The 23,438-nt window shown below is 67.9% G+C and carries 20 protein-coding genes; 19 read left to right on the plus strand and 1 reads right to left on the minus strand.

The features are described from left to right. The first annotated feature begins 114 nt into the window (after positions 1-114). From FB381_RS10780 to FB381_RS10825, 11 genes are all read left to right on the plus strand, one after another. A complete protein-coding gene (locus FB381_RS10780; RefSeq protein ID WP_141780295.1) occupies positions 115-882 on the plus strand; it encodes a YebC/PmpR family DNA-binding transcriptional regulator in 768 nt (255 codons plus the stop codon). A gap of 176 nt (positions 883-1,058) precedes the next feature. Beyond that, entirely contained in the window at positions 1,059-1,598 is a 540-nt protein-coding gene (gene ruvC / locus FB381_RS10785; RefSeq protein WP_141780296.1) for a crossover junction endodeoxyribonuclease RuvC, read from the plus strand. Further along, positions 1,595-2,194, plus strand: a complete 600-nt coding sequence (ruvA, locus tag FB381_RS10790) for a Holliday junction branch migration protein RuvA (RefSeq protein ID WP_141780297.1) — start codon at positions 1,595-1,597, stop codon at positions 2,192-2,194. The genes ruvC and ruvA overlap by 4 nt, the downstream gene beginning before the upstream one ends. 6 nt (positions 2,195-2,200) lie before the next feature. Continuing rightward, entirely contained in the window at positions 2,201-3,283 is a 1,083-nt protein-coding gene (gene ruvB, locus FB381_RS10795; RefSeq protein ID WP_141780298.1) for a Holliday junction branch migration DNA helicase RuvB, read from the plus strand. Between the two features lie 87 nt (positions 3,284-3,370). Beyond that, entirely contained in the window at positions 3,371-3,760 is a 390-nt protein-coding gene (gene yajC, locus FB381_RS10800; RefSeq protein WP_141780299.1) for a preprotein translocase subunit YajC, read from the plus strand. 8 nt (positions 3,761-3,768) lie between these two features. Further along, positions 3,769-5,469 (plus strand): protein translocase subunit SecD, encoded by a 1,701-nt coding sequence (gene secD, locus FB381_RS10805; RefSeq protein WP_141780300.1) that lies wholly within the window; start codon positions 3,769-3,771, stop codon positions 5,467-5,469. Continuing rightward, positions 5,469-6,716, plus strand: a complete 1,248-nt coding sequence (secF, locus tag FB381_RS10810; protein WP_141780301.1) for a protein translocase subunit SecF — start codon at positions 5,469-5,471, stop codon at positions 6,714-6,716. Before secD ends, secF begins: the two co-directional genes overlap by 1 nt. A gap of 2 nt (positions 6,717-6,718) precedes the next feature. Continuing rightward, positions 6,719-7,285, plus strand: a complete 567-nt coding sequence (locus FB381_RS10815) for an adenine phosphoribosyltransferase (protein ID WP_141782705.1) — start codon at positions 6,719-6,721, stop codon at positions 7,283-7,285. 74 nt (positions 7,286-7,359) lie between these two features. Further along, entirely contained in the window at positions 7,360-9,675 is a 2,316-nt protein-coding gene (locus FB381_RS10820; RefSeq protein ID WP_141780302.1) for a RelA/SpoT family protein, read from the plus strand. Between the two features lie 12 nt (positions 9,676-9,687). Continuing rightward, positions 9,688-9,843, plus strand: coding sequence for a hypothetical protein (locus FB381_RS23875; RefSeq protein WP_170225128.1), 156 nt, complete (start codon positions 9,688-9,690; stop codon positions 9,841-9,843). Between the two features lie 117 nt (positions 9,844-9,960). After that, entirely contained in the window at positions 9,961-11,460 is a 1,500-nt protein-coding gene (locus tag FB381_RS10825) for an alpha/beta hydrolase (protein WP_141780303.1), read from the plus strand. Positions 11,461-11,593: 133 nt separating this feature from the next. Here FB381_RS10825 and FB381_RS10830 read toward each other — a convergent pair whose 3' ends face one another. Beyond that, positions 11,594-12,832, minus strand: coding sequence for a DUF349 domain-containing protein (locus tag FB381_RS10830; RefSeq protein WP_141780304.1), 1,239 nt, complete (start codon positions 12,830-12,832; stop codon positions 11,594-11,596). A gap of 188 nt (positions 12,833-13,020) precedes the next feature. On the opposite strand from FB381_RS10830, the gene FB381_RS10835 reads away from it, so the two are divergent. The 8 genes from FB381_RS10835 to FB381_RS10870 all read left to right on the plus strand — a co-directional run bounded on the left by FB381_RS10835 (position 13,021) and on the right by FB381_RS10870 (position 23,410). Continuing rightward, complete coding sequence (locus FB381_RS10835; RefSeq protein WP_141780305.1) at positions 13,021-13,713, plus strand: MBL fold metallo-hydrolase; 693 nt, start codon at positions 13,021-13,023, stop codon at positions 13,711-13,713. After that, positions 13,710-15,071 (plus strand): histidine--tRNA ligase, encoded by a 1,362-nt coding sequence (gene hisS, locus FB381_RS10840; RefSeq protein ID WP_141780306.1) that lies wholly within the window; start codon positions 13,710-13,712, stop codon positions 15,069-15,071. Before FB381_RS10835 ends, hisS begins: the two co-directional genes overlap by 4 nt. Further along, on the plus strand, positions 15,068-16,858 hold the full coding sequence (aspS, locus tag FB381_RS10845; RefSeq protein WP_246088059.1) for an aspartate--tRNA ligase: 1,791 nt from the start codon (positions 15,068-15,070) through the stop codon (positions 16,856-16,858). Before hisS ends, aspS begins: the two co-directional genes overlap by 4 nt. A 244-nt stretch (positions 16,859-17,102) precedes the next feature. After that, complete coding sequence (locus FB381_RS10850) at positions 17,103-18,116, plus strand: ABC transporter permease (protein ID WP_141780307.1); 1,014 nt, start codon at positions 17,103-17,105, stop codon at positions 18,114-18,116. Between the two features lie 90 nt (positions 18,117-18,206). Next, the gene (locus tag FB381_RS10855; protein ID WP_141780308.1) at positions 18,207-19,910 is read left to right on the plus strand and encodes an ABC transporter substrate-binding protein; all 1,704 of its coding nucleotides are present in this window, start codon (positions 18,207-18,209) and stop codon (positions 19,908-19,910) included. A gap of 163 nt (positions 19,911-20,073) precedes the next feature. Then, a complete protein-coding gene (locus FB381_RS10860; RefSeq protein ID WP_141780309.1) occupies positions 20,074-21,120 on the plus strand; it encodes an ABC transporter permease in 1,047 nt (348 codons plus the stop codon). Positions 21,121-21,137: 17 nt separating this feature from the next. Then, positions 21,138-22,223, plus strand: coding sequence for an ABC transporter ATP-binding protein (locus FB381_RS10865; protein ID WP_141780310.1), 1,086 nt, complete (start codon positions 21,138-21,140; stop codon positions 22,221-22,223). Beyond that, a complete protein-coding gene (locus tag FB381_RS10870) occupies positions 22,223-23,410 on the plus strand; it encodes an ABC transporter ATP-binding protein (RefSeq protein WP_141780311.1) in 1,188 nt (395 codons plus the stop codon). The genes FB381_RS10865 and FB381_RS10870 overlap by 1 nt, the downstream gene beginning before the upstream one ends. Positions 23,411-23,438 lie beyond the last annotated feature (28 nt).

The following is a 23,438-nucleotide window of genomic DNA, read 5'->3' on the forward strand; positions in this document are numbered from 1 at the left end:
CGGCACGTAGTTAGACTGGGCCCTCTGCTGCCCTGTAGCTCGTCTGAGAACACGACGGAGCCGGTGGCGGCTCGACAAGCACAGCGACGACGCGGGGCAAAGGACGGTTTCCAGATGAGCGGCCACTCCAAGTGGGCAACGACCAAGCACAAGAAGGCTGCGATCGACGCCAAGCGCAGCAAGCTGTGGGCGAAGCTGATCAAGAACATCGAGATCGCAGCCAAGATGGGTGGTCCTGACCCGTCCGGCAACCCGACCCTCTTCGACGCGATCTACAAGGCGAAGAAGCAGTCCGTCCCCAACGACAACATCGAGCGCGCCCGCAAGCGTGGCGGCGGTCTCGACGGCGGCGGCGTCGACTACACCACGATCATGTACGAGGTCTATGGCCCGCAGGGTGTCGCCCTCCTGGTCGAGTGTCTGACCGACAACAAGAACCGCGCCGCGATGGAGGTCCGCACCGCGGTCACCCGCAACGGCGGCACCATGGCCGACCCGGGCTCGGTCTCGCGGCTCTTCGACCGCAAGGGCGTCGTCGTCGTGGCGAAGTCGCAGGAGGGCAAGGAAGTCGCCGAGGACGACCTGCTCGAGGCCACCCTCGACGCGGGTGCCGAGGACGTCAACGACCTCGGTGAGTCCTTCGAGATCCTCTCCGACGCCAGCGACGTCGTCGCGGTGCGTACGGCGCTGCAGGAGGCCGGCATCGACTACGACTCCGCCGAGGTGCAGTTCGTGGCGAGCATGGACATCCCTGTCGCCGACGCCGCCGCGGCCGGCAAGGTCTTCAGCCTCATCGACGTCGTCGACGACCTCGACGACGTGCAGAACGTCTTCTCCAACGCCGACATCCCCGACGAGGTCATGGAAGCCGTCGACGCCTGACCCTCCTCAGCCGAGAAGTCACCCCTGCAGGTCGAGCGGTCACCACGGTGACCGCTCGACCTGCATATGTGACGCTTCGGCCTGCGGGAGTGACGTTTCGGCGTCCGGGCGTGTCTGGGATCGGTGACGAGTTCGGGAGTCTGTACGCTACGAACAGACGTTCGATGGAGGTGCTGATGCGGGTGCTTGGGATCGACCCCGGCCTGACCCGGTGCGGGATGGGCGTGGTCGACGGATCGCTCGGCCGGCCGCTGTCGATGGTCGACGTCGGCGTGATCCGCACCTCGGCAGACCTGCCCGTCTGGGACCGCCTGGTGAGCATCGAGAAGGGCATCGACGCCTGGATCGAGGAGCACCGGCCCGAGGCGGTGGCGATCGAGCGCATCTTCGCGCGCTCCAACGTGTCCACGATCATGGGCACCGCCCAGGCCAGCGGCCTGGCGATGGTCTGCGCCGCCCGCCGCGGGCTCCCGGTCGCGCTGCACACTCCCTCCGAGGTCAAGGCGGCGGTCTCCGGCAACGGTCGGGCCGACAAGGCCCAGGTGACCGCCATGGTGACCCGCATCCTGCGGCTGCCCACTGCGCCGAAGCCTGCCGACGCGGCCGACGCGCTGGCGCTGGCGATCACCCACCAGTGGCGTGGCGGGGCCAACAACCGCATCGAGGCCGCGGTGGCCGCGGCCGCTCAGCAACCGAGAAGAAGGATCACCCGATGATCGCGTCCGTGCGCGGCACCGTCTCCGCCGTCAGCCTCTCCACCGCCGTCGTGGAGGTCGGTGGCATCGGCATCGAGATGCTCTGCACCCCCAACACGCTGGCCACGCTGCGCCCCGGCGAGGAGGCACACCTGCCGACCAGCCTGGTGGTGCGCGAAGACTCGCTGACCCTGTTCGGTTTCACCGACACCGACGAGCGCACCCTCTTCGAGCTCCTCCAGACCGCCTCCGGGGTCGGCCCGAAGCTCGCCCAGGCGATGCTCGCGGTGCTCTCGCCCGACGGCATCCGCCTGGCCATCTCGAGCGAAGACACCAAGACCCTCACCAAGGTGCCCGGCATCGGCCAGAAGGGCGCCCAGCGAGTCATCCTCGAGCTCAAGGACAGGGTCGGCGCGCCCGCCGGCACCGCCGCCGCGCCGGCGCCGACCGCGGCGTCTGCCCCCTGGCGCGACCAGGTCAGCGAGGCTCTGGTCGGGCTGGGCTACAGCGCGAAGGACGCCGACAAGGCGGTCACCGCGATCGAGCCCGAGGCCGGCGACCAGGCCAACATCTCGTTGCTGCTCCGCGCCGCGCTCCGCACCCTCTCGAAGGCGTAGGACCCCATGCACGAGGACGACCTGGACCGGGCCGAGGACGACTACTTCGCATCCCTCACGCTTGCCGAGGCCGACGGTGACGACCGCGCCGTCGAGGCGGCGCTGCGCCCCAAGACGCTCGACGAGCTGATCGGCCAGCAACGTGTGCGCGAGCAGCTCAGTCTCGTCCTGGAGGCGGCCCGCCGACGCGAGCGGGCCCCCGACCACGTGCTCCTCTCCGGGCCTCCGGGGCTGGGCAAGACCACCCTCGCGATGATCATCGCTGCCGAGATGTCGGCCCCGCTGCGGATCACCTCCGGCCCGGCCATCACCCATGCCGGCGACCTGGCCGCGATCCTGAGCGGCCTCAACGAGGGCGAGGTGCTCTTCGTCGACGAGATCCACCGGATGAGTCGCCCCGCCGAGGAGATGCTCTATCTGGCGATGGAGGACTTCCGCGTCGACGTGGTCATCGGCAAGGGCCCCGGTGCGACCGCCATCCCGATCGACCTGCCGCCGTTCACGCTCGTCGGTGCCACGACCCGGGCCGGCCTGCTCCCCGGGCCGCTGCGCGACAGGTTCGGCTTCACCGGCCACCTCGGGCTCTACGAGCCCGAGGATCTCGAGCTGATCGTGCGCCGTTCCGCCGGCCTGCTCGAGGTCACCCTCCAAGACGACGGCGCCGCCGAGATCGCCGGCCGCTCCCGCGGCACACCACGCATCGCCAACCGGCTGCTGCGCCGCGTACGCGACTATGCGCAGGTCAAGGCCGACGGCACCGTCACCCAGGAGATCGCCGCGAAGGCGCTCGACCTCTACGAGGTCGACGCGCTGGGCCTGGACCGCCTCGATCTCGCCGTCCTCGACGCCCTGTGCCGCAGGTTCGGCGGCGGCCCGGTCGGCATCTCCACCCTCGCTGTCGCGGTGGGGGAGGAGCGCGAGACGGTCGAGGAGGTCGCCGAGCCGTTCCTGGTCCGTTCCGGCTTCCTGGCCCGTACGCCGCGGGGCCGTGTCGCGACCCCGGCCGCCTGGGGTCACCTGGGGCTGCCGGTGCCGGCCAGTGCCGAGGCCGCGGCCTGGTCGGCCGACTCGCTCTGGGATGAGCCCTGAGTCACACTCTCAACCAGGTGCCTGGTTAGACTTGCACGTCGCCGAGCGACTGCCGGTGACCCCTGAGACTGTCGGAGCCGAACCCCCGTGGAATTCCTGCCTTTTATCGTCATCATCGTCCTGTTCTACTTCCTGCTGATCAGGCCTCAGCAGAAGCGTGCGAAGCAGGCCCGTGAGCTGCAGCTCAACCTCCAGCCGGGTGACAAGGTGATGTTGACCGCTGGCGTCTTCGGCACCGTGACCGAGGTCGAGGAGACTACGACCAACATCAAGGTCGAGATCGCCGACGGCGTCGTGATCCAGGTCGTGCGTCAGGCGGTCGCCCAGAAGGTCGACGTCGTGCCCGCCGACGAGATCGACGAGGCCGACGAGACCGAGGAGACCGACGAGGCGAGCGACGACGCCGTCGAGGCCCCGGCCGAGAAGACCTCCGCGGATGCCGACAACGTCATCGTGGACCTCGACAAGAAGGACTGACCACCAACATGGCACGCAAGACAGCGCGCCCCGGCCGGACCCTGGCTCTGCTCTTCCTCGCGATCGCGATCATGTTCGGTGGCATCGCGTTCGCCGGCACCTGGAAGCCAGAGCTGGGCCTGGACCTGCGCGGCGGCACCGAGATCTCGATGACCGCGAAGAACTCCGAGGGCGGTTCGGTCCCGAAGGAGAGCCTCGACGAGGCGAAGTCGATCATCGACCAGCGCGTCAACGGCAGCGGCATCACCGGTGGTCGGGTGACCACCGAGGGCAACGACGTCATCAAGGTCTCCATCCCCGGCACCGGCAAGGTGCAGCAGGAGACCGCCGAGCGCGTTCGTCAGACCGCGAAGCTCCGCTTCCGTCTGGTCGCCTGCAGCCCGCAGAAGCCCTGTGGCGGCGGCGCGGGCGGCAACGACCCCGGCTCGATGATCCAGCAGGACCCCACCGGTGGCGCCGCCCCCGGCACCTCCCCGCGTGCGCCGTTCGCCGGCGAGAAGGCCTCGCCCAGCGAGGGCGAGTCGGCCTCCGGCGACGCGTCGTCGAAGCCGAGCGCCTCGGCCGACGCCGACGCGGAGAAGAAGAGCGACAACGCCACCGTCAAGGTCGACGACGCGGTCAAGTTCATGCGCCAGCCGCCGACGGAGTGGGCGACGAAGTACAGCAGCTTCTCCTGCCCCGCGCCCGGTTCCGACCCGATCGAGGACGTCCCCGGTCAGCCGCTGCTGACCTGTGACGACCAGGGCGCGCCCTACCTGCTGACCCCGGCGGTCATCGAAGGCACCGAGATCAAGGAAGCCTCCTACGGCATCCCGCAGCAGCAGGCCAACTACGTGGTCACCCTCGACTTCAAGTCCGACGGCAACAAGACCTTCGCCGAGACCACCGGCGCGATCGCCGGCTCCGGTGAGCAGTTCGCGATCGTCCTCGACGGCAAGGTCATCTCCGCCCCGACCGCCGACTCGCGGATCAGCGGTGGCGCCCAGATCAGCGGTGACTTCACCCAGAAGACCTCGGCCGCGCTCGCCAACAACCTCAAGTACGGCTCGCTGCCGCTCGACTTCCCCGAGGAAGGCATCCAGACCCGGGTCATCGGCCCGAGCCTCGCCGGCAACCAGCTCACCGCCGGACTCTGGGCGGGCCTGATCGGCCTGATCCTCGTGGTGGTCTTCTCGGTCCTCTACTACCGCGCGATGAGCATCGTGGTGATCGGGTCGCTGGCCGTGGCGGGTGCTGCGACGTACGGGATGGTCCTGCTGCTCAGCGAGACCGCCGGCGTCACCTTGGACCTGCCAGGTGTGGCCGGTCTGATCGTCGGTATCGGTATCACCGCCGACTCCTTCATCATCCTCTACGAGAGGATGCGTGACGACATGCGTGAGGGTCGCTCGATGCGGGTGGCCGTCGACACGGCCTGGGTCCGGGCGCGCAACACCTGTCTGGCCTCCGACGCCGTCTCGTTCCTGGCCGCGTTCGTGCTCTACGTCTTCGCGACCAACGAGGTCAAGGGCTTCGCGTTCATGCTCGGCCTGACCACGATCATCGACGTGCTGGCCTTCTTCTGGTTCACCTACCCGATGACCAAGCTGATGGCCCGCTGGGGCTTCTTCAACAAGGGTCACGTGCTCTCCGGTATGGACCAGCGCGCCATCGGCACCGTCGACGACGCCCGTCCGGGCACCACCACTCTGGTCGGAGGCAAGGCCTGATGAGCAAGATGTCCATCTCCCGGCTCGGCAAGGAGCTCTACACCGGCGAGAAGTCGTTCGACTTCGTCGGCCGCCGGATGCTCTGGTACGCCATCTCGGCCGTCGTTCTCGTCGCCGTCGTCCTCGGCGTCTCCCTCCAGGGCATCAACCTCGGCATCGACTTCACCGGCGGCACGCGTTACACCGTCTCGGTCGAGAAGGCCGACCAGAAGATGGCCGACGAGCTGCGCACGGCCGTGGGTGACACCTCGGTCGAGGCCGCCGACGGCGCCACGGTGCGCACGTCCGGACCCAGGTCGATCGTGATCGAGACCAAGGCGGTCGGCAACGGCTCCGAGGGCGACGCCGACATCATGGGCGCGATCACCAAGACCGCCGACGTGGCCGAGGACGACGTCAGCCGCACCGGCATCGGCCCGAGCTGGGGTGAGCGGGTCGCCTCGAAGGCGGGCCTGGCCCTCGGTATCTTCCTGGTCGGCGTGATCCTCTTCATCTGGATCTACTTCCGAGAGTGGAAGATGTCGGTCGCGGCCGTCGCCGCGCTGCTCCACGACGTGGTCATCACCGTCGGTGTCTATGCGATCGTCGGGTTCGAGGTCACGCCGGCGACCGTCACCGGCTTCCTGACCATCCTCGGCTATTCGCTCTACGACACGGTGGTCGTCTTCGACAAGGTCAAGGAGAACACCCGCAACCTCTCCCGCACCAAGAAGACCTACGCCGCCGCGGCCAACCTGGCGGTCAACCAGACCCTGGTGCGCTCGATCAACACCTCGATCATCGGTCTGCTGCCGGTCGTCGCGATCCTCTACGTGAGCACGGTCCAGCTCGGCACGTCCGCGCTGAAGGACATCTCGCTGGTGCTCTTCGTCGGTATGGCCGTCGGCACCTACTCCTCGATCTTCATCGCCACGCCGCTGCTGGTGCACCTCAAGTCGGGCGAGAAGGCGGTCGTCGACGCCGAGAAGCGTGCCGCGGCGCGGATGAAGGAAGCCGACAAGTACGCGACTGTGCCGGTCTTCGACGAGGGCATGGCTGTCTCCGACGCGGAGGAGCCGGACGAGCTCCGCGAGAGCGACTCCGACGACCTGCACGAGGCAGGCGTGAGCCGCGGCACGGGCGCGGTCTCCAACAACGCCGCGATGGGCAAAGGTCGCAACACCCCGGCCCAGCAGCGGGAGGTCTCCGACAGCGGAGCCTCGGGTCGCCCGCAACCGAAGCGTCAGTCGAGGTCGAAGCGCAAGTGACGGTGCCCGCGACCGATCCGCACAGCGGCGCCCGGTCGCTCGAGGAGACTCTCGAGCGGCTGGTCGCCGACGTGCCCGACTTCCCCGAGCCCGGCGTCGGGTTCAAGGACATCACCCCGCTGCTGGCCGACCCCGAGGGCTTCGCCCAGGTGGTCGCGGCGCTCGCGACACCGGGGCGTGACGCCGACGGCGCCGTGGCGGTGACCAAGGTGCTCGGCATGGAGTCGCGAGGCTTCATCCTCGGTGCTCCGGCTGCCCTCCACCTCGGCGTCGGGTTCGTGCCGGTGCGCAAGGCCGGCAAGCTGCCGCGTGAGACCCACGCGGTCGCCTACTCGCTCGAATACGGCGAGGCGACCCTCGAGATCCACACCGACGCGGTCGCGCCGGGGGAGCGGGTGCTGGTCATCGACGACGTGCTCGCCACCGGTGGCACCGCAGCGGCGACCATCGAGCTCGTCGAGCGTTGCGGCGGCATCGTCGTGGGTGTCTCGGTGCTGCTCGAGCTCGCCTTCCTCGACCCGCGTGCGAAGCTGCCGAACACTCCGGTCCATACGCTGCTGACCAACTGAGGCTCACTCAGCACTGTCCACGCCACAGGTGTCGGCCTAGCCAACCCTCCGGGTCTGGCCGGTAGACTCTGAGCATGGCAGAGGATCGCATCGTCGCGCAGCCTCGTGCGCACAACATCGAGGCCCGGGAGAGCAGCGGACCCGCACCGTCGGGCCGCAGCGTACGCGCGCGACTGGCGAGGATCGGCGGCCGCGGAGCCCCGGGCAACCCTGTGCTGGAGCCGTTGTTCCGGGCGGTGCGGTCCAACCACCCCAAGGCCGATCTTTCCCTGCTCGAGCGTGCCTACGTCACCGCCGAGCGTCTTCACGGCACCCAGATGCGCAAGAGCGGTGACCCCTACATCACCCACCCGCTGGCGGTGACCACGATTCTTGCCGAGCTCGGCATGACCGAGCCGACCCTGGTCGCGGCGCTGCTCCACGACACCGTCGAAGACACGCCCTACACGCTCAAGGAGCTCACCCGCGACTTCGGTGAGGAGGTCGCCCACCTCGTCGACGGCGTCACCAAGCTCGACAAGGTCATCTACGGCGACTCCGCCCAGGCCGAGACGATCCGCAAGATGGTCGTGGCGATGTCGCGCGATATCCGGGTGCTGGTGATCAAGCTCGCCGACCGCCTGCACAACATGCGTACGCTGCGCTACGTCCCGCAGAAGAGCCAGGAGCGCAGCGCGCGCGAGACGCTCGACATCTATGCGCCGCTGGCCCACCGGCTCGGCATGAACACGATCAAGTTCGAGCTCGAGGATCTCGCCTTCGCGACCCTCTACCCGAAGATGTACGACGAGCTCGTCCGCCTCGTCGCCGACCGCAACCCGTCGCGGGAGAAGTTCCTGGCCCAGGTCATCGACCAGGTCGAGCGCGACCTGCACGAGGCCCGGATCAAGGCGACCGTCACCGGACGACCGAAGCACTACTACTCGATCTACCAGAAGATGATCGTCGGAGGTAAGGACTTCTCCGACATCAACGACCTGGTCGGCATCCGCATCCTCGTCGAGGACGAGCGCGACTGCTACTCCGTCCTCGGCATCCTGCACTCGCGGTGGAACCCCGTCCTGGGGCGTTTCAAGGACTACATCGCGATGCCGAAGTTCAACATGTACCAGTCGCTGCACACCACGGTCATCGGTCCTCAGGGCAAGCCGGTCGAACTGCAGATCCGCACCTTCGCGATGCACCGTCGCGCCGAGTTCGGTGTCGCCGCTCACTGGAAGTACAAGGAAGAGGGCCGCGCCGGTGTCGACACCGACCGGCCGATGGACAACGACATGAACTGGGTCAAGCAGCTCATGGACTGGCAGTCGGAGGTCAACGACCCCGGCGAGTTCCTGGAGTCGCTGCGCTTCGAGATGAAGCGCACCGAGGTCTATGTCTTCACCCCCAAGGGCGACGTGATCGCGCTGCCCGCCGACGCGACGCCGGTCGACTTCGCCTACGCCGTCCACACCGAGGTCGGCAACAAGACCATCGGCGCCCGGGTCAACGGCCGGCTGGTGCCGCTGGAGTCGACGCTCGAGAGCGGCGACGTCGTCGAGGTCTTCACCTCGAAGGCGCAGAACGCCGGCCCGTCGAAGGACTGGGGCTCCTTCGTCAAGTCCAACCGGGCCAAGGCGAAGATCCGCCAGTGGCACACCCGTGAGCGCCGTGACGAGGCGATCGAGAAGGGCCAGGACGCGATCGCCCGGCTCATGCGCAAGGAGGGCCTGCCCCTCAAGCGGCTGATGTCGCGTGAGTCGCTCATGCAGGCCGCCGACCACTTCGACCTCGCCGACGTCGAGGCGCTCTACGCCGCCGTCGGCGAGAGCCATCTCTCCGCGCAGGCGGTCGTACGCCGCGTCATCGAGGACCATGGCGGCGACGACGGTGCCGCCGAGGATCTCGCCGAGGCCATCAACGTCGGCCGCAAGCGTCACGGCAAGGTCTCTTCGGCCGGGTCCGACGCCGGCGTCGTGGTCAAGGGTTCTCCCGATGTCTGGGTCAAGCTCGCCAAGTGCTGTACCCCGGTGCCCGGCGACGAGATCCTGGGCTTCGTCACCAAGGGCGGGGGAGTCTCGGTCCACCGCACCGACTGCACCAACGCCACCGAGCTGCGCGCTCACCCCGAGCGCCTCCTCGAGGTGCAGTGGGGCTCCACCTCCAACTCCGTCTTCCTGGTCAACATCCAGGTCGAGGCGCTCGACCGTGCGCGGCTGCTCTCCGACATCACGATGGCCCTCTCCGACGCCCACGTGAACATCCTCAGCGCCCAGCTCACCACCACCCGCGACCGCGTCGCGAAGTCCCGCTTCTCCTTCGAGATGGCCGACTCCAAGCACCTCGACTCCGTCCTGAAACAGGTACGCACCGTCCCCGGTGTCTTCGACGCCTACCGCATCACCCAGTAGGAGGAGATCGGCATGTTCACCTGGATCCTCATCATCGCTGGGGTGCTTCTGGTCGCCGGCATCGTCTGGACGACGTTCGGCAAGAGCGCCAAGCAGGTCGACCACGAAGACGTTCGCCAGGGCCGGCTCGGTGATGCCGCCAAGGGCGACTACAACGGCGGGTTCTGACTCTGGGCCGCGCAGCGACGCGGGTGAGATGACCTGAGCCCTGCTCGGGGTATCTCCGTGCGGGTTCGGGGTGCTTCACCGATGTGGGCCCCGCTGCACCGCCCCAGGATGACGTACATGACCTTTCACCTCGTACGTCCCCTGGCAGCTGTCGCGATCGCGGTGATGATCGCGAGCCTCAGTGCGCCCGCCGCGACCGCGGCAGCTCTCCCAGAACGATCCGACCGGCCGCCGACGCCACACCTCGACTGGACTCCGTGTCCGGACGCGCCCGACGCCGACTGCGCCACGCTGGAGGTGCCGGTCGACTGGTCTCAGCCGAAGGGGGAGACCTTCGAGCTCGCCGTGGCGAGACACCGGGCGACCGATCCAGACGCCCGGGTGGGGGCGATGGTCTTCGGCCCGGGCGGCCCCGGCGACTCGGGCGTCGAGCGGATCACGACCGGGATCGACCGGTTCAGCGAGCGGTTGCAGGCGCGCTTCGACATCGTCAGCTTCGACCCGCGCGGTGTCGGCGCGAGCAGCCCGCTGCGATGCTCGGCCGACCTGGTCGCCCAGATGCCTCCCGTCGTGATGCGCGACGAGACCGCCTTCGAGTCGATGAGGACCTTCGCCGGTCGCCTCCGCGCCGACTGCCGCGAGCACACCGGCCCGGTCTATGAACACATGAGCACCCTCGACACCGTGCGCGACCTCGAGGCGCTGCGCCGAGCGCTCGGCGAGCCCCGGCTGACGTTCCACGGGTCGTCCTACGGCACCCTGCTCGGACAGCAGTACGCCGCGGCCCACCCCCATCGCGTCCGGGCGATGGTGCTCGAGAGCGTCAACGACCACAGCCTCGGCGCGCGCCGGTTCCTCGACGGCTCCGCACGGGCCGCCCAGGACACGTTCGACGAGTTCGTGACCTGGTGCCATCGCGATCAGGAGTGTCCGCTGCGCGACAGCGACGTCAACGCTCTGCTCCGCGACCTGGTGCAGCGCGCGGAGCGCGGTGAGCTGAGCGACCCCGACGACCCGCACCGAGCCCTGACTCCTTATGACCTGACCTTCACCGAGGTCCAGCGCCGGCTCTACGATCCCGAGCGCCGACCCGAGCTCGCCGCACGCCTCGCCGCGCTGGCGGCCGCGCCCGAGCCGACCGCCGGCACGGGGGAGCGCGCGGGCCAAGGCGGCGCGGGCGAGGGCAGCGCGGGTGCGGTGATCCCGCTCCCGATCCCGATCTTCTGCAACGACTGGGAGATGCAGCCGTCGAGCTACGCCGACTACGAGCGCACCCTGGAGCGGATGCGAGACCGCGCCCCCGACCTGCCCTACCCCGGCGCTCTGATCGCTCCGGCGCTCTGCCTCGGCGCGCCGCCCGCGGCCAACCCCCAGCGTCCGATCGACGTCGCTCCGGGGGCGCCGATCCTGCTGGTCAACTCCCGTCACGACCCGGCGACGCCCCACGCCTGGGCACAGAGCCTCGAGCGGAAGCTACGCGGCCGCGGCGTGCTGCTCACCTACGAGGGCTCCGGCCACGGCGCCTACACCAGCAGCCCCTGCGTGGAGCGCATCGTCGACGCCTACCTCATCGACGGCGAGGTGCCGCCCCGCAACGCCTCGTGCCCCACCACCTGAACCGAGTCGGCTCGTCCTGACCCCAAACCACGCCGAGTCGGCTCGTTATAACGAGCCGACTCGGCGTACAAAACGGTCAGGACGAGCCGACTCGAGCTCGATCCGTGTCAGGAAGAGCCGGGTCGGCGCGGGGTCAGCTGAAGTCGTCGGAGGCGCGCTTGGCCATGTCGAGGAACTGGCGGCGCGAGTCGAGGTTCTCCTCGAGGCTCTTGACCTTGCGGTCGTCGCCGGCGGCACGGGCCTTGTCGAGGTCCTTCTCGACCTGGGCGATGGCCTCTTCGAGCTTGGCGATCATGTCGTCGGCACGGGCCGACTTCTCCGGGTCGGACTTGCGCCACTGGTCGTCCTCGGCCGCCTTGATGGCCTGCTCGACCTTGCGCATCGCGCCCTCGAGCTCCTTGATCCGGTCACGGGGCACCTTGCCGGCCTCGTCCCAGCGCTCGGCGATCGCGCGGAAGGAGCGCTTGATCCCGTCGAGGTCGTCGCCCTTCTCCACCAGCGGAAGCAGCTCCTGCGCCTCGACGAGCAGCCCCTCCTTGACCACGGCGTTCTCCGCGAACTCCGCGTCCATGGCGGCGTTGGCGGCGTCGCGGGCACCGAAGAAGACGTCCTGCGCCGCGCGGAACTGCTTCCAGAGCTTGTCGTCGACATCCTTGGGAGCCGGTCCGGCGGCCTTCCAGTCGCGCATCAGGTCGCGGTAGCGCCCAGCGGTCGGGCCCCACTCGGTCGAGCCGGAGAGCTGCTCGGCCTCGACGATGATGCGCTCCTTGATGACCTTGGCGTCGTCACGGCGGGCGTTGAGCTCGGCGAAGTGAGCCTTGCGGCGTCGCGTGTAGGCCGTGCGGGCCGTCGAGAAGCGCCGCCACAGCGCGTCGTCGGAGGCGCGGTCGATGCGGGGGAGCGCCTTCCACTGGTCGAGCAGCTCGCGGAGCCGGTTGGCGCCGTTGCGCCAGTCGTTGCTCTGCGCCAGCTTCTCGGCCTCGCCGACGAGCGCCTCCTTGGCGACCTTCGCCTCGGCCGCCTTGGCCGCGCGCTCGACCTTGCGGGCCTCGCGCTGGGTGGCGATGACGGGCGCGAGCGCGTCCAGGCGTGCCACCAGCGACCCGAGGTCGCCGACGGCGTTGGCCCCGGTGACCTTCTCCGAGACGGTCTTGACCGCCGCGGTCGCCTCGTCCGGCGACGTCTTGCCCGCATGCACACGTCGCTCGAGCTGCTCGACCTCGAAGGCGAGCTGGTCGAAACGGTTGGTGAAGAACGCGAGAGCCTCCTCCGGCGTACCTTCGGGGTACTGCCCCACAGAGCGTTCCCCGTCAGCGGTCTTCACGTAGACCGTTCCGTCGTCCTCGACCCGACCCCACTGCTCGCTGGTCACAATGTCCCTACTCTTCGGTTGAGGCGCTAGCCTCTTATGAAATCTCCCCCGCCGGAGGTCGCGATCGCTCGCGGTCCCGGTCGGCTCAAACTGCAGGTCCCGATGTGTCCCGGCACACCTCGGGGTGCCCATCGTAGTCAGAGACCACGATGCGGCGCTGCACAGTCCCGCTGGATAGGGTGTTTCTTGTGTTGATCGCCGCCTTTCCCGCCGGGCCTTGGGGCACCAACTGCTACGTGGCCGCCACCGGTCCGGGCACCGAGTGTGTCGTGATCGACCCCGGCAAGGATGCCGCCTCGGGTGTCGCGGAGATCGTCCGCGAGCAGCGCCTCAAGCCCGTCGCCGTCCTCCTCACCCATGGCCACGTCGACCACATGTGGTCCGTGACCCCGGTCTCGAAGACGTACGACGCCACCGCCTGGATCCACCCGAGCGACCGTCATCTCCTGGCAGACCCGTTGGCGGGCATCTCGCCGGAGTCGGCGCAGATGCTGCTGGGCATGCCGCCGGGCACCTACGACTTCGTGGAGCCCGACGACGTCCGCGAGCTGAGCGACGAGGCGAGCATCGACCTGGCCGGCATGAGCTTCCGCATCGACCATGCGCCCGGGCATACCGAGGGATCGGTCACCTTCCGCACCCCCTATCCCGACCACGCCGAGGTCAGCGACGTGCTGTTCTCCGGCGACCTGCTCTTCGCGGGCAGTATCGGGCGTACGGACCTTCCCGGCGGTGACCACGCCACGATGCTGCAGTCCCTGACCACCAAGGTGCTGCCTCTCGCCGACGACATCGTGGTGCTCCCCGGCCATGGCGAGCAGACCTCGATCGGGCGCGAGCGCGCCACCAACCCGTTTCTTCAGGACCTGATCACCACATGACCAAACCAACCCCGCTCTCCGGCTTCCCGGAGTTCCTGCCGAGCCAGCGCGTCGTCGAGCGCGAGGTCATCGCGACCCTGAGCCGCACCTTCGAGCTGCACGGCTTCGGCAACATCGAGACCCGCGCCGTCGAGCCGATGGACCAGCTGCTGCGCAAGGGCGACACCTCCAAGGAGGTCTACGTCCTGCGCCGTCTCCAGGAGGAGGCGGACCGAGACAAGGGCATGGGTCTCCACTTCGACCTGACGGTCCCGTTCGCCCGCTACGTGCTCGAGAACGCCGGCAAGCTGGAGTTCCCCTTCCGCCGCTTCCAGATCCAGAAGGTCTGGCGCGGCGAGCGGCCGCAGGAGGGTCGCTTCCGCGAGTTCGCGCAGGCCGACATCGACATCGTCGGCCGCGACACCCTGCCGTTCCACCACGACGTCGAGGTCGCGTGGGTCATGCTCGAGGCGCTCGGCAACCTGACCTTCCTCCCCGGCTTCACCCTCCAGGTCAACAACCGCAAGCTGATCCAGGGCTTCTACGCCGGCCTCGGCGCGCCCGACGTCGAGGAGACCATGCGGCTCATCGACAAGCTCGACAAGATGCCGGCCGAGCAGGTCGGCAAGCTGCTGGTGACCGAGGCGGGCCTGAGCGAGGAGCAGGCCGCCAAGTGCCTCGAGCTCGCCACGATCACCGCCACCGACGACTCCTTCGTCGACAAGGTCCGTGCCCTGGGCGTCGAGAGCGAGCTGCTCGACGAGGGTCTGACCGAGCTGGCCACGCTGATCAACGCCACCGCACCGTTGAACACCGAGCGCGTACGCGTCGTGGCCGACCTGAGCATCGCCCGGGGTCTCGACTACTACACCGGCACCGTCTTCGAGACCCGTCTCGACGGCTACCAGTCCCTGGGCAGCATCTGCTCGGGCGGGCGCTACGACTCCCTGGCCAGCGACGGCAAGACCACCTATCCGGGGGTCGGCATCTCCCTGGGCATCAGCCGGGTCCTGGTCCCGCTGATCTCCAAGGGCCTGCTCGACGGCGACCGCACCGTCCCGAGCACGGTCCTGGTCGCGGTCAGCGACGAGGAGTCCCGGGGGAGGGCCGATGAGGCCGCTCAGCAGCTGCGCGCGCACAATGTCGCCTGCGAGGTCTCGCCCAACGCCGCCAAGTTCGGCAAGCAGATCCGTTTCGCGGAGCGCCGCGGCATCCCGTACGTCTTGTTCGCCACTTCCCAGGAAGACGGCGGAGGCGGCTACGAGATCAAGGACATCCGCACCGGCGATCAGGTGCCGGTCGACCCGGCGACCTGGACGCCGGCCGATGAAGACATGAAGCCACGAGTTGTGGTCTCGACCAACGAGGAGAAGAAGTGACCCGCACCCCCAGTCTGAGGACGCACAGTGCCGGCACCCTGCGTGCCGAGCACGTCGGCCAGACCGTGACCCTTGCCGGCTGGGTCGGCCGGCGTCGCGATCACGGCGGGGTCGCCTTCCTCGACCTCCGCGAGGCCAGCGGGGTCGTCCAGGTGGTCGTCCGCGACGAGGAGATCGCCCACCAGCTCCGCAACGAGTTCTGCATCAAGGTCACCGGCGAGGTCGTCGCGCGCACCGAGGAGAACGTCAACCCCAACCTCGCCACCGGCGAGATCGAGGTCGTCGCCCAGGACCTCGAGGTCCTCTCCGCCGCCGCAGCGCTCCCGTTCCCCATCGACGATCACGTCGAGGTCGGCGAGGACGTACGTTTCAAGCACCGTTACCTCGACCTGCGCCGCACCGCGCCCGGCAACGCGATCCGGCTGCGTTCCAAGGTCAACCAGGCGGTCCGCGAGGTGCTCCACGAGCGCGACTTCGTCGAGATCGAGACCCCGACCCTGACCCGGTCGACCCCGGAGGGCGCGCGCGACTTTCTGGTGCCCGCGCGTCTCAACCCGGGCTCCTGGTACGCCCTCCCGCAGTCGCCGCAGCTGTTCAAGCAGCTGCTCATGGTCGGCGGCATGGAGCGCTACTTCCAGATCGCGCGCTGCTACCGCGACGAGGACTTCCGCGCCGACCGCCAGCCCGAGTTCACCCAGCTCGACGTCGAGATGAGCTTCGTCGACCAGGAGGACGTCATCGAGCTCGGCGAGAAGGTCGTCGCCGCGATGTGGAAGCTGATCGGTGTCGACGTACCGCTGCCGCTGCCGCGGATGACCTTCGCCGACGCGATGGCGAAGTACGGCTCCGACAAGCCCGACCTGCGCTTCGGCCTCGAGCTGACCGAGTGCACCGACTACTTCAAGGACACCACCTTCCGGGTCTTCCAGGCGCCCTACGTCGGTGCCGTGGTGATGCCGGGCGGCGCCAGCCAGCCGCGCCGTCAGCTCGACGCCTGGCAGGACTGGGCCAAGCAGCGCGGCGCCAAGGGTCTCGCCTACGTCCTCGTCCAGGAGGACGGGAGCCTGACCGGCCCGGTCGCGAAGAACCTCTCCGAGACCGAGGCGGGCGGCCTGGCCGCCCACGTCGGTGCCAACCCGGGCGACTGCATCTTCTTCGCCGCCGGCACCGCCAAGTCGGGTCGCGGTCTCCTCGGCGCGGCCCGTCTGGAGATCGGCAAGCGCGTCGGCCTGATCGACGAGAGCGCGTGGAGCTTCCTATGGGTCGTCGACGCGCCGCTGCTCGAGGCCGCCTCCGACGCCGTCGAGTCCGGTGACGTCGCGGTCGGTGCGGGGGAGTGGACCGCGGTCCACCACGCCTTCACCTTGCCCCAGGACGTCGAAGGTTTCGACAAGGACCCGGGCAACGCCCTGGCCTGGGCCTACGACATCGTCTGCAACGGCAACGAGATCGGTGGCGGCTCGATCCGTATCCACCGCGAAGACGTCCAGAAGCGCGTCTTCGAGCTGATGGGCATCGGCGAGGAGGAGGCCGAGGAGAAGTTCGGCTTCCTGCTCGAGGCGTTCAAGTACGGCGCGCCCCCTCACGGCGGTTTCGCCATGGGCATGGACCGGATCGTCGCGCTGCTGGCCGGCACCGACTCGATCCGCGACGTGATCGCTTTCCCGAAGACGGGCGCGGGCTACGACCCGCTCACCGCCGCCCCCGCGCCGATCACTCCCGCGCAGCGCAAGGAGGCCGGCGTCGACGCGAAGCCGGTGGCCAAGAAGGACGAAACCGCCGGCTGAACCGGCTCCAGCACTATCCAGCAGAGTCTCCGGGACCCGTACGTCGGTCCCGGAGACTCTTGCGTCCAGCCCGAAATCGCGAGAATCCCTTCGGACCTGCCATATCACTTGTTGAAATCGGATCGTTACCGCTCCGGGACCCAACACGAGTGAGGGATCACATAGAGTTCCATCCGTCGACCTCGTGGGTCGGACGCTGCCGTGCGACGGCGGCACCCACTAATGACGACTAGACAGAGGAACCATGAGCGAATCGTCCACCGTGTTCGAAGGTGAAGAACTCTCGGGTGGGTCGACACCTTCTACTTCGCCCGGAGAGGCGAAGGCGATCGCCGGCAAGTCGCCGTTCAGGCTGGCGATGATGCGGCTTCGCAAGGACAAGCTGACGATGGCGTCGTTGATCGTGGTCGTGCTGGTGGTCCTGGCCGCCGTGGCCGCCCCCGTCCTGGTCAAGATGGGTGTGCTCGACCCGTTCAAGTTCCACCAGGACCTGCTAGACGCGAACGCGCTCCCGGTCGGCGGCTGGAGCGGCGCGAGCGGCGACCACCTGTTGGGCGTCGAGCCCGGCACCGGCCGCGACGCGATGTCGCGGTTCTGGTACGGCATCACGTTCTCGCTGATCATCGCCCTGGTCGCCGCGACGCTGTCGGTGATCATCGGTGCCGTGATCGGCATCATCGCCGGATTCAGCGGCGGCTGGGTCGACGCGATCCTCAGCCGCATCACCGACCTCACCCTCTCCTTCCCCTCGACCCTGATGCTCCTCGCGCTCTCCTCGCTCGGCCTCAAGCTCGTCCAGCAGGTGACCGGTCTTCCCAACGGACCGCTGGCGCAAGGGATCTACTGCACCGTGGTGCTGGCCATCTTCGGTTGGACCAGCACGGCCCGAGTGGTGCGAGGCCAGGTGCTCTCCATCAAGCAGCGCGAGTTCGTCGAGGCCGCGGTCGTGCTCGGCGCCTCCAGGTCGCGGATCTACTTCAAGGAGATCCTGCCGAACCTGTGGGCACCGCTGCTGGTGCTGGTGACCCTGATGATGCCGGCCTACATCTCTGCCGAAGCGGCGCTGAGCTACCTCCAGGTCAGCGTCAAGCCGCCCACCCCGACTCTGGGCAACGTGCTCTACGACTCCCTGAAGTACGCGCAGACGGACCCGTTCTACTTCTTCATGCCCGCCATCTTGATCGCGACGATCGTGATCTCGTTCAACCTTCTCGGGGACGGATTGCGGGACGCCCTTGATCCTAAGGGCGACAGGTGAGCCTCGGGGCTCCGTAACAGAGATCGGTGCCCCGCCAGGGGGCACCGCTCACCGCCAGAAGTTGGCGGTGACAACACCAAGGAGAAAGAAATGCTCAACAAGCGAGCGAAGCTCGTCGCGGTTTCGGCCGTGGGCGCGCTGGGCCTCTCGCTGGGCCTCGCTGCCTGTGGCGGCGGGGACGGCGGTGGGTCGAGCAGCAAGGGCTTGGTCATCTCGTACGAAGACCCGATCGATCACCTGGACCCGCAGCGGATCTACGTCGGGGCGGTCATCGCGAACACGACCCGACTGGTCTACCGCCAGCTGGTCGCCTACCCGAGCTCGACCGACCCCAAGGTCTCGGGCACGCCGGTCCCTGACCTGGCGACCGACACCGGCACCAAGAGCGACGGCGGCAAGAAGTGGTCGTTCACCATCAAGGACGGCGTGAAGTGGGAGGACGGCTCCGACATCACCTGTGAGGACTTCGCCTACGGCGCTTCCCGCAACTTCGCCGCTGACACCCTCACCGGTGGTCCCGGCTTCTACCTGACCCAGAAGCTCGCCGTCGACGGTGAGTACCCCGGTCCCTACACCGCGACGCCGGAGCAGCAGGCCGCCTTCGACAAGGCGATCACCTGCGACGGCAACACCATCACCTACAACTTCAAGTCGCCGTGGCCGGACTTCCCGCTCGCGATCGCCTCGCTGCACATGATGGACCCCTACAAGAAGTCCTTCGACAAGGGCGAGAAGAACGACGACAAGATCTTCTCCAACGGTCCGTACAAGGTGAAGGAGTGGAACGCCCAGAAGGGCGGCACCCTGGTCCGTAACGACGAGTACGACCCGGAGACCGACGACAAGAAGGTGCGCGAGGCGCTCCCGGAGACGTACGAGTTCAAGTACGGCGAGAAGGCCTCGACCCAGTACGAGAAGCTCTTCGCCGACAGCCCTGACTCGCAGTACACGATCCCTGGCCAGAGCCGGGTGCCACCGGAGTTCTACCCGCGTCTGTCGGAGGCCGGTGTCAAGGACCGCTACACCCAGGTGAAGTCGCCCTACGTCGACTACCTGGTGCCCAACCAGAACCAGATGAAGGACCCGAAGGTCCGTAAGGCTCTGGCCATGGCGACCAACGTAGAGTCCTGGATCGCCGCCGGTGGTGGCGAGAAGGCCTACATCCCGGCCGACTCGATCGTGAACCCGGCTGTCGGTGGCTACGTGCCCAACCCGGCCTACAAGGACCGCAACCTCAAGGGCGACCCGGCTGCTGCCAAGAAGCTGCTCGCCGAGGCAGGTGCCAAGACGCCGTACCCGATCACCTTCTCCTACCCGCAGAGCGACACCGCTGACAAGCAGGCCGCCGCGCTGGTGGAGGGCTGGGAGGCCGCCGGCTTCAAGGTCACCCTCGACCCGCTGGGTGAGGTCTACTACTCCAACATCCAGAAGCCGTCCAACAAGGCTGACGTGATGTGGGGCGGTTGGGGTGCTGACTGGCCCTCGGCCATGACGGTCACGGCCGCGCTGTTCGACTCGCGTCAGATCGAGAAGAACACCAACGGTCAGAACTACGGCAACTACAGCAACCCCGAGGTCGACAAGCTGTTCGACCAGGCTGGTTCGTCGGCCACGATCGAGGAGCAGAACAAGTTCCTCCAGCAGGCCGACGCCAAGCTGGGCGAGGACGTTGCCTACATCCCGCTGGAGATCTCGGTCTTCAACTGGGTGGTCGGCTCGAAGGTGAAGAACTTCACCACCTCCGAGGCTTCCAGCTCCTTCGCGGAGCTCGGCAGCATCGATGTCGAGGACTGAGCCACTCAGTTCCGCATGACACTGCTGGGTTCGGCTCGGGCCGATCCAGCGTGAGAGGCGGGGCTCCTCACGAGCCCCGCCTCTCGACACCCCTGGTATCCCCCCCGGACGGCATCGTCTCGCGATGCGCCCGGCCGACCTGAACGTAAGGTGAGACCCAACGATGGTCGCCTATATCATCCGCCGCGTCATCGTCGGCGTCCTGATGCTCATCGCGATGAGCCTGGTCGTCTTCACGCTGTTCTTCGCGAACCCGGTCGATCCGGCCCAGTTCGCCTGCGGCAGGAACTGCCCCGCCGACCGTATTGCGGAGACCCGGAAGGCGCTCGGCTTCCCCGACCCGAACCTGTCCGCTCCCGAGAAGGCCGTCGCGACCGTCAATCAGTGGGGCGGGTTCCTCAAGGGCACCGTCGTCGGGCGTGAGTTCCCGCTCAACGAAGGGCTGCGCGAGGCTGCCCCCGACCAGGTCACCCAGTGCCCTGCGCCGTGCCTGGGCTACTCCCAGACCAACCAGATGACGGTCAACGAGGAGATCGCCGAAGCGGCACCGATCTCGATCTCGATCGCCGGGGTGGCGATCGTCATCTGGGTGTTGTTCGGCATCCTCTTCGGGGTGTTCGCGGCGGTCACGAAGGGCACGATCATCGATCGTGCCGTCGTCGGATCCACCCTGCTTCTCTATGCGTTCCCGACGTTCTTCGTGGGCACGCTCCTGATCAACTGGGTCGCCATCCAATGGGGGATCTTCCCCTCACCGGGATACATACCGATCGCGGAAGGCGGGATCGGGCAGTGGTTCGTGCAGCTCCTGCTGCCCGGATTCACGCTGGCGGTCGTCTACATGGCCGGCTACGTACGCATGACCCGAGCCTTCGTGCTCGAGTCGATGAGCGAGGACTACATCCGCACCGCGAGATCGAAGGGGCTCAAGGGTCCCAAGGTGCTGTTCAAGCACGGCCTCCGTGCGGCGCTGACCCCGCTGGTCACCATGGCGGGTCTCGACTTCGCCGCTGTCATGGGTGGCGCGATCATCACCGAGAGCGTCTTCAACTACTACGGCCTCGGCAAGCTGGCGGTCACCGCCAACACCAACTACGACCTGCCCACCGTGGTCGGGCTGGTGCTTCTCCTCGGCGCGCTGGTGATCGTCGCCAACATCATCGTCGACATCCTGTACGCCTTCATCGACCCGCGCGTGCGCGTCGCCTAGAGGAGGGATCTGATCCAATGACTGACCTTTCCAAGACGCCCGAGAAGAAGCCGGCCAACGATGGCGCGTTCCTCTCGGTGCGGGACCTGAAGGTCCACTTCACGACCTCCGACGGCATCGTCAAGGCGACCGACGGTCTCTCCTTCGACCTCGACCGGGGCAAGACGCTCGGCATCGTCGGCGAGTCCGGGTCGGGCAAGTCGGTCTCCAGGTCGGCGATCATGGGGCTGCACCGAGGCACCAACGCCAAGCTCGAGGGCGAGATCCTGCTCGAGGGTGTCGACCTGCTCAAGGTGAGCAACGAGGAGATGCGCAAGCGTCGCGGTCGCGACGTGGCAATGATCTTCCAGGACCCGCTCTCCGCGATGCACCCCTACTACACGGTGGGCAACCAGATCATGGAGGCCTACCAGGTCCACAACAACGTGACCAAGAAGGAGGCGCGCAAGCGCGCCATCGAGATGCTCGACCGCGTCGGCATCCCGCAGCCCGACCGTCGCGTCGACGACTACCCCCACCAGTTCTCCGGCGGTATGCGTCAGCGCGCGATGATCGCGATGGGGTTGATCAACAACCCCAGCCTGCTCATCGCCGACGAGCCGACGACCGCGCTCGACGTCACGGTCCAGGCGCAGATCCTCGACCTGCTCCAAGACCTGCAGCGCGACTTCGACGCCGCGATCATCATCATCACCCACGACCTCGGCGTCGTGGCCGAGATGGCCGACGACGTGCTCGTGATGTACGCCGGCCGCGCGGTGGAGTACGGCCCGGGCAAGGAGATCCTCACCAACCCGGAGATGCCCTACACCTGGGGTCTGCTCTCCAGCGTGCCGGATCTGACCGCGTCGACCGAGGCCAAGCTGATCCCGATCCGGGGCAACCCGCCCTCGCTGCTCACCCCGCCGCCGGGATGCGCGTTCGAGCCGCGGTGCGACCACGTCGCGAAGGTCGGTGGCGACCTGTGCAAGACCACGCTGCCCGAGCTCACGCCGGCCAACAGCGGTGGCAACCACGTCAAGCGGTGCCACATCAAGAACGCCGACGAGGTCTACGAGGCAGAGATCCTGCCCGAGATCGCCCCTGACCTGGTGGAGGACTGATGAGCGACACGACGACGGCTCCCGTGGCCAAGACGGCGGGGGAGAGCACCCAGCCGGTGCTGTCGGTCGAGAACCTGAAGATGCACTTCCCGGTCAAGGGCAGTGGTGTGATCCGGCGTACGGTCGGCCACGTCAAGGCTGTTGACGGAGTCTCCTTCGAGGTGCCCAAGGGCACCGCGCTCGGGCTGGTCGGTGAGTCCGGCTGCGGCAAGTCGACCACGGGCCGGATGGTCACGCGGCTCTACAAGCCCACCGAGGGCAAGATCGACTTCGAGGGCACCGACATCGCCAACTACTCGGGTCGCAAGCTGCACCCGATGCGTCGCGAGATCCAGATGATCTTCCAGGACCCGTCGACCTCGTTGAACCCGCGTCACACGGTGGGCTCGATCATCGGCGCCCCGCTTCGCATCCACAACATGGTGCCGAAGAGCAAGGTGCTCAACAGGGTCCAGGAGCTGCTCGAGATCGTCGGCCTCAACCCCGAGCACTACAACCGCTACCCGCACGAGTTCTCCGGCGGTCAGCGTCAGCGCATCGGCATCGCCCGGGCGCTGACCCTGCAGCCGAAGCTCCTCGTCGCCGACGAGCCGGTCTCCGCGCTCGACGTCTCGATCCAGGCCCAGGTGATCAACCTTCTGCAGGACCTGCAGAAGGAGTTCGACATCTCCTTCCTGTTCATCGCTCACGACCTGGCCATCGTGCGCCACTTCTGCCCCGAGGTCGCGGTGATGTACCTCGGCAAGATCGTGGAGATCGGTGACCGCGAGTCGATCTACGAGCACGCTCACCACCCCTACACCCAGGCACTGCTCTCCGCCGTGCCCGACGTGAAGCAGGCCGCCATCGGCGGCCGTCGTGAGCGAATCCGGCTGGAGGGCGACGTACCTTCACCGATCAACCCGCCCTCCGGCTGCCACTTCCGCACCCGCTGCGCCATCGCCAAGGACATCTGCTCCGTGGTCGAGCCGCCGTTGCTGCAGATCGGCAAGAAGCACAAGGTGGCCTGCCACTTCCCGGGTGAGATCCACCAGCACCCCGAGAAGCCGATCACGGCGCCGCTGCTCGGTGTCGACGAGTTCGGTGCGCCGGACGCCGGCGCCAGCCCCGCGGAGATCCCGGGCGCCGGTCCGAGCTACGCCGAGACCTGGTACGACCTGGCGAACAACTCGCGGGGTCGGGCGTGAGGGAGGCCTCGACCGGGTCGAGGATCCG

It is taken from the genome of Nocardioides albertanoniae (assembly GCF_006716315.1).
Lineage (GTDB): Bacteria > Actinomycetota > Actinomycetes > Propionibacteriales > Nocardioidaceae > Nocardioides > Nocardioides albertanoniae.